This is a genomic window from Delftia sp. WSY_12 (assembly GCF_043104645.1).
GTDB classification, from domain to species: domain Bacteria; phylum Pseudomonadota; class Gammaproteobacteria; order Burkholderiales; family Burkholderiaceae_C; genus Comamonas; species Comamonas tsuruhatensis.
The window spans coordinates 128,051-140,896 of sequence record NZ_JBICKW010000012.1; the positions used below are offsets into that span (position 1 = coordinate 128,051).

The 12,846-nt window shown below is 63.8% G+C and carries 12 protein-coding genes; all 12 read left to right on the forward strand.

Annotated elements, in window-relative coordinates; translation table 11 throughout:
- The 12 genes from nuoG (at position 1) to ACF8LI_RS06215 (ending at position 12,819) form a co-directional block, all read left to right on the forward strand.
- The gene (gene nuoG, locus ACF8LI_RS06160; RefSeq protein ID WP_016447707.1) at positions 1-2,124 is read left to right on the forward strand and encodes an NADH-quinone oxidoreductase subunit NuoG; all 2,124 of its coding nucleotides are present in this window, start codon (positions 1-3) and stop codon (positions 2,122-2,124) included.
- The gene (gene nuoH, locus ACF8LI_RS06165) at positions 2,121-3,197 is read left to right on the forward strand and encodes an NADH-quinone oxidoreductase subunit NuoH (protein WP_016447706.1); all 1,077 of its coding nucleotides are present in this window, start codon (positions 2,121-2,123) and stop codon (positions 3,195-3,197) included. Before nuoG ends, nuoH begins: the two co-directional genes overlap by 4 nt.
- 11 nt (positions 3,198-3,208) lie before the next feature.
- Positions 3,209-3,718 carry an NADH-quinone oxidoreductase subunit NuoI gene (nuoI, locus tag ACF8LI_RS06170; protein WP_016447705.1) on the forward strand — a complete coding sequence of 170 codons (510 nt, stop codon included), beginning with the start codon at positions 3,209-3,211 and terminating at the stop codon, positions 3,716-3,718.
- Positions 3,719-3,752: 34 nt separating this feature from the next.
- Positions 3,753-4,421 carry an NADH-quinone oxidoreductase subunit J gene (locus ACF8LI_RS06175; RefSeq protein ID WP_012206970.1) on the forward strand — a complete coding sequence of 223 codons (669 nt, stop codon included), beginning with the start codon at positions 3,753-3,755 and terminating at the stop codon, positions 4,419-4,421.
- A complete protein-coding gene (gene nuoK, locus ACF8LI_RS06180) occupies positions 4,418-4,726 on the forward strand; it encodes an NADH-quinone oxidoreductase subunit NuoK (protein WP_016447704.1) in 309 nt (102 codons plus the stop codon). The genes ACF8LI_RS06175 and nuoK overlap by 4 nt, the downstream gene beginning before the upstream one ends.
- Positions 4,727-4,779: 53 nt before the next feature.
- A complete protein-coding gene (gene nuoL / locus ACF8LI_RS06185; protein ID WP_016447703.1) occupies positions 4,780-6,804 on the forward strand; it encodes an NADH-quinone oxidoreductase subunit L in 2,025 nt (674 codons plus the stop codon).
- 16 nt (positions 6,805-6,820) lie between these two features.
- Positions 6,821-8,296, forward strand: a complete 1,476-nt coding sequence (locus ACF8LI_RS06190; protein WP_046239124.1) for an NADH-quinone oxidoreductase subunit M — start codon at positions 6,821-6,823, stop codon at positions 8,294-8,296.
- 24 nt (positions 8,297-8,320) lie between these two features.
- Complete coding sequence (gene nuoN, locus ACF8LI_RS06195) at positions 8,321-9,814, forward strand: NADH-quinone oxidoreductase subunit NuoN (RefSeq protein WP_016447701.1); 1,494 nt, start codon at positions 8,321-8,323, stop codon at positions 9,812-9,814.
- Positions 9,815-9,869: 55 nt separating this feature from the next.
- The gene (locus tag ACF8LI_RS06200) at positions 9,870-10,175 is read left to right on the forward strand and encodes a DUF2818 family protein (RefSeq protein ID WP_016447700.1); all 306 of its coding nucleotides are present in this window, start codon (positions 9,870-9,872) and stop codon (positions 10,173-10,175) included.
- 38 nt (positions 10,176-10,213) lie between these two features.
- Entirely contained in the window at positions 10,214-10,723 is a 510-nt protein-coding gene (locus ACF8LI_RS06205; RefSeq protein WP_034363788.1) for a DUF1178 family protein, read from the forward strand.
- 613 nt (positions 10,724-11,336) lie between these two features.
- Positions 11,337-12,107: an ABC transporter ATP-binding protein gene (locus ACF8LI_RS06210; RefSeq protein WP_016447698.1), complete on the forward strand. Its 771-nt coding sequence runs from the start codon at positions 11,337-11,339 to the stop codon at positions 12,105-12,107.
- Between the two features lies 1 nt (position 12,108).
- Positions 12,109-12,819 carry an ABC transporter ATP-binding protein gene (locus ACF8LI_RS06215; protein WP_016447697.1) on the forward strand — a complete coding sequence of 237 codons (711 nt, stop codon included), beginning with the start codon at positions 12,109-12,111 and terminating at the stop codon, positions 12,817-12,819.
- The last annotated feature ends 27 nt before the right edge of the window (positions 12,820-12,846 follow it).

Here is a 12,846-nt window from a genome sequence, read left to right on the forward strand (position 1 = left end):
ATGGTTGAAATTGAACTGGACGGAAAGAAGGTGGAGGTCGCCGAGGGCTGCATGGTCATGCATGCAGCCGAGAAGGCAGGCACCTACATCCCGCATTTCTGCTACCACAAGAAACTTTCCATCGCCGCCAACTGCCGCATGTGCCTGGTGGACGTGGAAAAGGCCCCCAAGCCCATGCCCGCCTGCGCCACGCCCGTGACGCAGGGCATGATCGTGCGCACCAAGAGCGAGAAGGCGATCAAGGCACAGCAATCGGTGATGGAGTTCCTGCTCATCAATCACCCGCTGGACTGCCCGATCTGCGACCAGGGCGGCGAATGCCAGCTGCAGGATCTGGCCGTGGGCTACGGCAGCTCCGCCTCGCGCTACGAGGAAGAAAAGCGCGTGGTCTTCCACAAGGACGTGGGCCCGCTGATCTCCATGCAGGAGATGAGCCGCTGCATCCACTGCACCCGCTGCGTGCGCTTCGGACAGGAAGTGTCCGGCGTGATGGAGCTGGGCATGATCAACCGCGGCGAGCACTCCGAGATCACCACGGTGGTGGGCGATACGGTGGACTCCGAGCTGTCGGGCAACATGATCGACATCTGCCCCGTGGGCGCGCTGACCAGCAAGCCCTTCCGCTACAGCGCCCGCACCTGGGAGCTGTCGCGCCGCAAGTCGGTCTCGCCCCATGACTCCACGGGTGCCAACCTCATCGTCCAGGTCAAGAACCACAAGGTCCTGCGCGTCGTGCCCTTCGAGAACGAAGAGGTCAACGAGTGCTGGATCGCCGACCGCGACCGCTTCTCCTACGAAGCCCTGAACAGTGACGAACGCCTGACCCGCCCCATGCTCAAGCAGGGCGGTGAGTGGAAGGAGGTCGACTGGCAGACGGCCCTCGAATACGTGGCCAACGGCCTGCGCCAGATCAAGAACGACCATGGCGCCTCCGCCATCGGCGCGCTGGTCAGCCCGCACAGCACGCTGGAAGAGCTGTTCCTGGCAGGCAAGCTGGTGCGCGGCCTGGGCAGCGAGAACATCGACCATCGCCTGCGCAATGCCGAGTTCACCGCCGCCCAGGGCGTGCAGTGGCTGGGCACGCCCATCGCCTCGCTGTCCAAGCTGCAAGGCGTCCTGGTGCTCGGCTCCAACCTGCGCAAGGACCATCCGCTGTTCGCGCAGCGCATCCGCCAGGCGGCAAAGCAGGGCTGCACCGTGCTCGCCATCAATGAGCGTGTCTACGACTGGGCCATGCCGGTGACGGCGTCCATCGTGGCAGCCCCGGACTGGGCCCAGGCGCTGGCCGATGTGGCCGCCGCCGTGGCGCAGGAAAAAGGTGTTGCCGCTCCCGTGGCCGCCGCCGACGTGCATGCCGAGGCCCAGGCCATTGCCACCGCGCTGCTGCGCGGCGAGCGCAAGGCCATCTTGCTGGGCAATGCCGCTGCGCACCACGCACAGGCATCGACCCTGCTGTCGCTGGCCAACTGGATTGCCGAGCAGACCGGCGCCTCGGTCGGCTACCTGACCGAAGCCGCCAACACGGTGGGCGCGCAGTGGGTGGGCGCACAGCCTGCCGCTTCGGGCCTGAACGCAGGCCAGATGCTGGCCGGCGGCCTCAAGGCCGTGCTGCTGCTGAACAACGAACCCGTGTTCGACTCCGCTGCCGGCGCCCGCGCCGCAGAGGCACTGGGCAAGGCCGAGATGGTCGTGACCCTGAGCCCGTTCAAGGCCAACATGGAATTCAGCGACGTGCTGCTGCCCATCGCCCCGTTCACGGAAACCTCGGGCAGCTTCGTCAACGCCGAAGGCCGCCTGCAAAGCTTCCATGCCGTGGTCAAGCCGCTGGCCGAAGCCCGTCCGGGCTGGAAGGTGCTGCGCGTTCTGGCCAACCTGCTGGGCGTGCAGGGCGTGGACTACGAGACGTCGCAGGATGTGCTCGCAGCCGCCACCGCCGGCGCCACCAGCGTGCCGGCCAACCTGCTGGGCAATGGTGCGCCTGCCGTGAATTCCATCGCCAACGGCGCAGGCCATGCCGCGCCCGTGGTGGCCAGCATTTATCAGCTCGACAGCATCGTGCGCCGCGCGACGTCGCTGCAACTGACGGCAGATGCACGTCAGGCTCGTGAGGGAGGCGCCGCATGATTGACGCACTCAAGACGGCCGGTGCCGGCCTGATCGCCGCCCCCTGGTGGACCGACGTGGCCTGGCCCGTGCTCTGGATCCTGCTGGGCATCGTCGCCATCGTCGCCCCGCTGATGGGCGCCGTGGCCTACCTGACGCTGTGGGAGCGCAAGCTGCTGGGCTTCATGCAGGTTCGCATGGGTCCCAACCGCGTGGGTCCCTTCGGCCTGCTGCAGCCCCTGGCCGATGGCCTGAAGCTGCTGACCAAGGAACTGATCCAGCCCACGGCTGCCGCCAAGGGCCTGTTCTACGTGGGGCCCGTGATGGCCATCATGCCCGCCCTGGCGGCATGGGTGGCGATCCCCTTCGGTCCCGAAGTGGCGCTGGCCAACGTCAACGCCGGCCTGCTGCTGATCATGGCCATCACGTCCATCGAAGTCTATGGCGTGATCATTGCCGGCTGGGCCTCCAACTCCAAGTACGCCTTCCTGGGCGCGCTGCGCGCCTCGGCGCAGATGGTCAGCTACGAGATCGCGCTGGGCTTCTGCTTCCTGGTGGTGATCATGGTCACGGGCAGCATGAATCTGACGCAGATCGTGCTGAGCCAGGGCCAGGGCCAGTTCGCCAGCATGGGTGCCAGCGTTCTGTCGTGGAACTGGCTGCCGCTGCTGCCGATCTTCGTGGTGTACCTGATCTCGGCCGTGGCCGAGACCAACCGCCACCCCTTCGACGTGGTCGAAGGCGAAGCCGAAATCGTGGCCGGCCACATGGTCGAGTACTCGGGCATGGGCTTTGCCATCTTCTTCCTGGCCGAGTACGCCAGCATGTGGCTGGTGTCCATCCTGGCCGTGATCATGTTCCTGGGCGGCTGGCTGCCTCCGTTCGACTTCCTGTCGTTCATCCCCGGATGGATCTGGCTGGCGGCGAAGACTTTCCTGGTCGTGTCCATGTTCATCTGGATCCGTGCCACCTTCCCGCGCTTTCGCTATGACCAGATCATGCGTCTGGGCTGGAAGATCTTCATTCCCGTCACCCTGGTGTGGCTGGTCATCGTGGGTGGCTGGATGCACTCGCCTTGGAACATCTGGAACTGAGCGGAGCAAGAATGTCTGCGGTTGCTGCTACCCCATTTTCGATCAAAGATTTCTTCAAGAGCTTCATGCTCTGGGAACTGGCCAAGGGCATGGCCCTGACTGGCCGCTACACCTTCCGCCGCAAGGTCACGGTGCAGTTCCCCGAAGAAAAGACACCTCTGTCGCCGCGTTTTCGCGGACTGCACGCCCTGCGCCGTTATGACAACGGCGAAGAGCGCTGCATCGCCTGCAAGCTGTGCGAAGCGGTCTGCCCGGCCATGGCCATCACCATCGAGTCCGATGTGCGTGACGACGGCTCGCGCCGCACCACGCGCTACGACATCGACCTGACCAAGTGCATCTTCTGCGGCTTCTGCGAGGAAAGCTGCCCGGTGGATTCCATCGTCGAGACGCATATCTTCGAATACCACGGAGAAAAGCGCGGCGACCTGTACTTCACCAAGGACATGCTGCTGGCCGTTGGCGATCGCTACGAACCCGAGATTGCCGCCGCCAAGGCTGCGGACGCCAAGTACCGCTGAAGCGGCTCCTTGATCACTTGAAAAGATTCGATCCATGGACGCCAAAACTGGTTTCTTCTATCTGTTCTCGGTCGTGTTGCTTTTTGCAGCCTTCCGGGTCGTCACGGCGCGCAACCCCGTGCACGCCGTGCTCAACCTGATCCTGGCCTTCTCGCAGGCTGCCGGCATCTGGCTTTTGCTCAAGGCCGAGTTCCTGGGCGTGACCCTGGTGCTGGTCTACCTGGGCGCCGTGATGGTGCTGTTCCTGTTCGTGGTGATGATGCTGGACATCCGCATCGACGCCGTGCGCCAGGGCTTCTGGAAGCATTTCCCCTTCGCTGCCCTGATCGGCGCACTGATCGCCTTTGAAATGGGCATGGTGCTGATGGGCGGCTTCAGCGGTGTCGAGGAGCCCAAGGCCATTGCGGCCACGGTCAACGCTGCCGGCCAGACCGTGCAGTACTCCAACACCCAGGCCCTGGGCAAGCTGCTGTACACCGAATACCTGTACCCCGTCGAGATCGCTGCCGTGATCCTGCTGGTGGCCATGATCGCCGCCATCGCCCTGACCCTGCGCAAGCGCAAGGACAGCAAGGCAGTGAACCCGGCCCAGCAGATCCGCGTGCGCGCAAAGGATCGCCTCGAGCTGGTCAAGGTGCCGGTCACCCAGGCGCCGCAGGCACCGGCCGCCGAGGCAACCCCCGCCGTGGAGACAAAAGCATGACGCTGACTTTGGGCCATTACTTGACGCTGGGCGCCATGCTGTTCGCGCTCTCCGTCGTTGGCATTTTTCTGAACCGCAAGAACCTGATCGTGCTGCTGATGGCCATCGAGCTGATGCTCCTGGCCGTCAACATGAACTTCGTGGCCTTCTCCAGCTATCTGGGTGACATGCACGGACAGGTGTTCGTGTTCTTCATCCTGACAGTGGCAGCGGCCGAGTCGGCCATCGGTCTGGCGATCCTGGTGCTTCTGTTCCGCAACAAGACCAGCATCAATGCGGAAGATCTCAACTCCCTCAAGGGTTGAGTCCGCCGTAACTTGCAAGGTTCTTAAGAATGAGTCAAACACTCTCTGCATCCATGCTCCTGGCGGTGCCGCTGGCACCGCTGGCGGGTTCCGCGCTCGCGGGTATCTGGGGCACGGCCTTCGGCGGCAACAAGATCGGTCGCGGCGGCAGCCATTCCCTCACGATTTTGGGCGTGCTGATCGCCTTCATCCTGTCGGCCATCACCTTCAACAGCGTGATCTTCGACGGGGCGCGCTTCGACCAGTCCATCTACACCTGGATGGAAATCGGCGGGCTGAAGATGGAAGTCGGTTTCCTGATCGACAGCATCACGGCCATGATGATGTGCGTGGTGACCTTCGTGTCGCTGATGGTGCATATCTACACCATCGGCTACATGCAGGAAGATGACGGCTACAACCGTTTCTTCTCCTACATCTCGCTGTTCACCTTCTCCATGTTGATGCTCGTCATGAGCAACAACCTGCTGCAGCTGTTCTTCGGCTGGGAAGCCGTGGGCCTGGTGTCGTACCTGCTGATCGGCTTCTACTACAACAAGCCCTCGGCCATCTTCGCCAACATGAAGGCCTTCCTGGTCAACCGCGTGGGCGACTTCGGCTTCATCCTGGGCATCGGCCTGATCGCTGCCTACACGGGCACCATGAACTACGGCGAGATCTTCGCCAAGCTGCCCGAGATCCAGAACACCCTGCTGCCGGGCACCGGCTGGCTGCTGGTGACGGTGACGGCCATCTGCCTGTTCATCGGCGCCATGGGCAAGTCGGCCCAGTTCCCGCTGCATGCCTGGCTGCCCGATTCGATGGAAGGCCCGACCCCCATCTCGGCACTGATCCACGCCGCCACCATGGTGACGGCCGGCATCTTCATGGTCTCGCGCATGTCGCCGCTGTACGAGCTGTCGGACACCGCGCTGAGCTTCATCCTGGTGATCGGCTCCATCACGGCGCTGTTCATGGGCGTGCTGGGCATCATCCAGAACGACATCAAGCGCGTGATCGCGTACTCCACGCTGTCGCAGCTGGGCTACATGACCGTGGCCCTGGGCGCCTCGGCCTACTCGGTGGCCGTGTTCCACCTGATGACCCACGCCTTCTTCAAGGCCCTGCTGTTCCTTGGCGCCGGCTCGGTGATCATGGGCATGCACCACAACCAGGACATCCGCTGGATGGGCGGCGTGCGCAAGTACATGCCCATCACCTGGATCACGTTCCTGCTGGGCAACCTGGCGCTGATCGGCACGCCGTTCTTCTCGGGCTTCTACTCGAAGGACGCCATCATCGAGGCCGTGCATGCCACCAACCTGCCGGGTGCTGGCTTCGCCAATTTCGCGGTGCTGGCCGGCGTGTTCATCACGGCCTTCTACTCCTTCCGCCTGTACTTCATCGTCTTCCACGGCAAGGAGCGCTACGACCAGAATCCCGATGCGCACCACCATGGCCACGATGACCACCACGCCCATGACGACCACCACGGCCATGGCCACGATGCCAAGCCGCATGAGTCGCCACTGGTCGTGACCGGCCCGCTGATGCTGCTGGCCATCCCCTCGGTGGTGATCGGTGCCCTGGCACTGATGCCCATGCTGTTCGGTGATTTCTTCAAGGGTGTGATCCACGTCGATGGCAGCAAGCACGGCGCCATGGCCGAGCTGGCCGAGAAGATCCACGGCTGGGTGCCCATGGCGCTGCACGGCTTCACGGCCGCGCCGTTCTGGCTTGCACTGGCAGGCGTCGTCGTCTCCTACCTGTTCTACATGGTCAAGCCCGAAGTGCCTGCCGCCATCAAGTCGTCCATGCAGAAGATCGGTGTCTACCAGGCACTGGAAGGCAAGTACGGCGTGGACTGGGTCTACGAGAACATCTTCGCCCGCGGCGCACGCGCCTTCGGCAGCTTCTTCTGGAAGGTCGGCGACCAGGCCATCATCGATGGCGGCATCGTCAACGGCTCGTGGAAGCTCATCGGCCGCATCGGCCAGTGGGTGCGCAAGCTGCAGTCGGGCTATCTCTATCACTACGCGTTGGTCATGCTGCTGGGCGTGTTCGCTCTCATGACGTATTTCGTGTGGCTCAACAAGTAGTAGGGGAAGAACAAAAATGCATTGGTTGAGTCTTTCAATCTGGGTGCCGATCGCCTTCGGCGCCCTCCTGCTGGCCCTGGGCCGCGAGGATCAGGTCAAGGCAGTGCGCTGGCTGGCCCTGGTCGGCGCGCTGGCAGGCCTGGCCGTCACGCTGCCGCTGATACAGCAGTTCGACAACAGCACGGCTGCCATGCAGTTCGTGGAGAAGGCGCTGTGGATCGAGCGCTTCAACATCCACTACCACCTGGGCGTGGATGGCATCTCGTTCTGGTTCGTGCCGCTGACCGCCTTCATCACCGTGATCGTCGTGATCGCGTCGTGGGAGAACATCACCGAGCGCGTGAACCAGTACATGGGCGCCTTCCTGATCCTGTCCGGCCTGATGGTCGGCGTGTTCAGCGCGCTGGACGGCCTGCTGTTCTACGTGTTCTTCGAGGCCACGCTGATCCCGATGTACCTGATCATCGGCATCTGGGGCGGTCCCAACCGCATCTATGCGGCCTTCAAGTTCTTCCTGTACACGCTGATGGGTTCGCTGCTGACCCTGGTCGCCGTGATCTACCTGTACACCCAGTCGGGTGGCAGCTTCGAGATCCTCGACTGGCACAAGCTGCCGCTGTCCATGACGGCCCAGACGCTGATCTTCTTCGCCTTCTTCGCGGCCTTTGCCGTGAAGGTGCCGATGTGGCCGGTCCATACCTGGCTGCCCGACGTGCACGTGGAAGCGCCCACCGGCGGCTCCGCCGTGCTGGCCGCCATCATGCTGAAGCTGGGCGCCTACGGTTTCCTGCGCTTTTCCATGCCCATCGCACCCGATGCCTCGCACAAGTGGGCCTGGCTGGTCATCGCCCTGTCGCTGATCGCCGTGATCTACGTGGGCGTGGTCGCCCTGGTGCAAAAGGACATGAAGAAGCTGGTGGCCTACTCGTCCGTGGCCCACATGGGCTTCGTGACCCTGGGCTTCTTCATCTTCAATCCGCTGGGCATTGCCGGCGGCATCGTGCAGATGATTGCCCACGGCTTCGTGTCGGGCGCCATGTTCCTGTGCATCGGCGTGCTCTACGACCGCGTGCACTCGCGTGAAATCGCTTCCTACGGCGGCGTGGTCAACACCATGCCCAAGTTCGCGGCCTTCGCGCTGCTGTTCGCCATGGCCAACTGCGGCCTGCCCGCGACGGCCGGCTTCGTCGGCGAGTGGATGGTGATCCTGGGCGCCGTGCAATACAACTTCTGGATCGGCCTGGGCGCTGCCACGGCGCTGATCTTCGGCGCGGCCTACACGCTGTGGATGTACAAGCGCGTCTACCTGGGTCCTGTCACCAATGACAATGTGCGCGGCCTGACCGACATCGGCAACCGCGAGTTCCTGGTGCTGGGTCTGCTGGCCATCGCCGTGCTGTACATGGGCCTGTATCCCAAGCCCTTCACTGACGTGATGGATGTGTCCGTGGCCGAGCTGCTCAAGCATGTGGCCATGAGCAAGCTGCAGTGACCAGACTGAAACGAGAGAATCGAGATGATTGACAACATCAGCTGGCTGGCCATCTATCCGGAGATCCTTCTCCTGGTCATGGCCTGCGTGATCGCCCTGGTGGACCTGGGCGTCAAAAGCCCGCGCCGCACGGGCACCTATGTTCTGACACTGCTGACCCTGGGCGTGGTGGCCGTGCTGCAAGGCATGTATGCCTCCAGTGGCAACACGTTCTATGGCTGGGGCAACATGGTCGTCTCCGACGCCATGGGCAACTGGCTCAAGTGTTTCGCCACCGTGGCCATGATGGTCACCCTGGTCTACGGCCGACCCTATGCCGCTGACCGCGACATGCTGCGCGGCGGCGAGCTCTTCACGTTGGCCATGCTCGCGCTGCTGGGCATGTTCATCATGATCTCGGGCAACAACTTCCTGGTCATCTACCTGGGCCTGGAGCTGCTGACGCTGTCCAGCTACGCCCTGGTGGCGCTGCGCCGCGACCACACGGCTTCGGTCGAGGCCGCGATGAAGTACTTCGTGCTTGGCGCCATGGCCAGCGGCTTCCTGCTGTACGGCATGTCCATGCTCTACGGCGCGACCGGTTCGCTGGACATCGGCCAGGTGTTCAAGGCCATCAACTCGGGCGAAATCAAGCACCAGGTGCTGGTGTTCGGCCTGGTCTTCGTGGTCTCCGGCCTGGCCTTCAAGCTGGGCGTGGTTCCCTTCCACATGTGGGTCCCCGACGTGTACCAGGGCGCTCCCACGGCCATCACCACCATGATCGGTGGCGCGCCCAAGCTGGCGGCCTTCGCCATCGTCATCCGCCTGCTGGTGGACGGCCTGCTGCCGCTGGCCATCGACTGGCAGCAGATGCTGGCCGTGCTTGCCATTGCCTCTCTGCTGGTCGGCAACCTGGCCGGCCTGCAGCAGACCAACCTCAAGCGCATGCTGGCCTACTCGACCATCTCGCAGATGGGCTTCGTGCTGCTGGGCCTGATGTCGGGTGTGGTCGACGGCAAGGTCGATCCGGCCACCGTCGAGAACGCCTACAGCTCGGCCATGTTCTACGTGGTGACCTATGTGCTGACCACGCTGGCCGCCTTCGGCGTGATCCAGCTGCTGGCCCGCGAAGGCTTCGAGAGCGAAGAGGTCGCCGACTTTGCCGGCCTGAACCAGCGCAGCCCGCTGTATGCCGGCGTGATGGCGATCTGCCTGTTCTCCATGGCCGGCATTCCGCCCCTGGTCGGCTTCTACGCCAAGCTGTCGGTGCTGCAGGCGCTGGTGGCTTCGGGCCACAGCCTGTACATCGCCCTGGCCGTGTTCGCCGTGGTCATGTCGCTGATCGGCGCCTTCTACTACCTGCGCGTCGTCAAGGTCATGTACTTTGATGAGCCCATCACCGCCACCAGCGTTTCCGCTTCGCTGGACGTGCGCGTGGTGCTGACCCTCAATGGCGCCCTGGTGCTGGGTCTGGGCATCCTGCCCGGCGGCCTGATGGCCCTGTGCGCCGACGCCGTCGTGCGCGCCCTGGCTTCCTGATCCACTTTCCCTGTGCAGGGCCTTGCGCGCAAGGCCCTGCGGTGAGGACATCGGCTTGTCGCAAACCGCTTCGATCTGGCTCGTGATATTGGCTGCCCTTGTGGCAGCCAATTTGCCTTTCTTCAACCCCCGCTGGCTGCAGCTGGGGCCGCTGCGCACCCAGCGCAAGCCGCTGGCCCTGTGCCTGCTGGAGATGGTGCTGCTGTACTTCATCGTCGGCGGCGTGGCGCTGCTGCTGGAGCGCCGCGTGGGGCAGATTGCACCCCAGGGCTGGGAGTTCTATGCCATCACGGGGGCGTTGTTCCTGACACTGGCATTCCCGGGTTTCGTCTATCGTTTCCTGATTCACCGCCGCGGCTGAGGCCGCGGTGCCGGTTGCTTCATGGATGAGGGTGCGCGATGAAAGTGCTCGACCTCCATTGCCCGCAGGGCCATCTCTTCGAGGGCTGGTTCGCCTCGGAAGAGGATTTCCAGAGCCAGCTGCAGCGCCAGCTGGTGCTGTGCCCCGTCTGCGGCCACAGCGACATCACCAAGCGCCTGAGCGCCCCCCGCATCAATCTTGGCGCCAAGCCTGCAAGTTTGCCCCCGGCTGCGGCGGCAGAGCCTGCTGCAGCCGCCTCGGCCGCCAGCGCGGCAGCCGCTGCTTCAACGGCCATGCCGCCCCAGGCGCGTGAGCAATTGCAGGCCATGCAGGCCGCCTGGCTGCAGTGGTCGCGCAAGGTCGCGCAGCAGACCGAGGACGTGGGCGAACGCTTTGCCGATGAAGCCCGCCGCATGCACTACGGCGAGACCGAAGAGCGCGCCATCCGCGGCAAGGCCAGTCCCGAGCAGGCCATGCAATTGCTGGACGAAGGCATTGCCGTGGTTCCATTGGCCTTGCCGCAAGGCAGCAAGGAAACGCTGCAGTAACTTGCTCCGGGCACATGCTGTCTTGGCGGCGACAATTGCGCTCATGGCGATCGATCGCCAATTCCCATGCCAGGCAATCACCTGGTGCTATTAATTGAATAGCACTTCGAGTCGCTTTGTCGCCATTCAATTGATGGGGCGACAAACCCAAGCATATCCGCGGCTTTTCGCATAGTGACTGAGCAGGCCACAGGGAGATTGCCCACCTGGGTGTTTCCCGTAAGGCAGCAGACATTGGTCGCTGTCTGCCAAGCCGCAAAAAGGGTAGTTTGCTATCTCTTTGGAAGCGCTCTGGCCTTCCGCGTGGGCGTCGCCGGGCCGAGGTGATGGAGAACCCTAGGGCCCGCCTGCAGCCGCGGCGCCTTGCAGCCCCGTGACTGCTTGATTATTTCAAGTGTGAGTGGTTGCTTCTTGTTTTTGCGGCGACTCGTCTTGATGCGCCATGCTGCAGTGCGGGGCAGGGCCTGTGCTTAGGAGCACCTACGTAGGCGTTTTCCCGCTGCGGTGCACAACGTCGGCAAGCCTACGATGCGTCCGACCCTGCACAACGCCCACCAGAGCCTCTGGCGACGCGTTGGCGGCTGGCAGCATCAACGGAGCAGGCGAAGCGCACATGAGCGACGTTATTCTCGAAACCCGGAACCTGACCAAAGAGTTCAAGGGATTTACGGCGGTGAGCAAGGTGGACCTTTCGGTGCGCCGCGGCTCCATCCATGCCTTGATCGGCCCCAATGGCGCAGGCAAGACCACCTGCTTCAATCTGCTGACCAAGTTCCTGGAGCCCACCTCCGGCACCATCCGTTTCAACGGCGAGGACATCACGCAGGAGGCGCCGGCGCAGATCGCGCGCCGTGGCGTGATCCGGTCCTTCCAGATCTCGGCCGTCTTCCCGCATTGCACGCTGCTGGAGAACGTGCGCATCGGCCTGCAGCGCAAGCTGGGCACCGAGTTCCATTTCTGGCGCAGCGAAAAAAGCCTGTCCATGCTCAATGACCGCGCCATGCAGCTGCTGTCCGAAGTCGGCCTGCAGGACCTGGCCGACGAGGTCACCGTCAACCTGCCCTATGGCCGCAAGCGCGCGCTGGAGATCGCCACCACTCTGGCCATGGAGCCCGAGCTGATGCTGCTGGACGAGCCCACCCAGGGCATGGGCCACGAAGACGTGGACCGCGTGACCCAGCTGATCAAGAAGGTCTCGGCAGGCCGCACGATTCTCATGGTGGAGCACAACATGAAGGTGATCTCCACCATCGCCGACCGCATCACGGTGCTGCAGCGCGGTGCCGTGCTGGCCGAGGGGCCATACGAGGAAGTTTCGCGCAACCCGCAAGTGATGGAAGCGTATATGGGCACCACCGACGGCCAGTTGCAGGGAGCGCATTGAGATGACTGCACCGGCATTGGAAATCAAGGGCCTGCAGGCCTGGTATGGCGAATCCCATGTGCTGCACGGCATGGACCTGGTGGTCCAGCCCGGCGAGGTGGTCACGCTGCTGGGGCGCAACGGCGCGGGCCGCACGTCCACGCTGCGCGCCATCATGGGGCTGACGGGCGCACGCAAGGGCTCGATCAGGATCAATGGCGTGGAGGCCATCCACCTGCCCACGCACCGCATTGCCCACCTGGGCGTGGGCTACTGCCCGGAAGAGCGCGGCATCTTCTCCAGCCTCTCGTGCGAGGAGAACCTGATGCTGCCGCCGCCGCTCAAGACCGGCCAGCAGGGCATGAGCGTGGACGAGATCTACGCCATGTTCCCCAACCTGGCCGAGCGCCGCCACAGCCAGGGCACGCGCCTGTCGGGCGGCGAGCAGCAGATGCTGGCGGTGGCGCGCATTTTGCGTACCGGCGCGCGGCTGCTGCTGCTCGACGAGATCTCCGAAGGCCTGGCCCCCGTCATTGTGCAGGCGCTGGCCCGCATGATCACCATGCTGCGCACCAAGGGCTACACCGTGGTGATGGTGGAGCAGAACTTCCACTTCGCGGCGCCGCTGGCCGACCGCTTCTACGTGGTCGAGCACGGCCATGTGGTCGAGCGTTTCGGCGCGGCCGAGCTGCAGGCCAAGATGCCCGTGCTCAACGAACTGCTCGGAGTCTGACCCGGATATCCATCGTGGCTGGCGCCT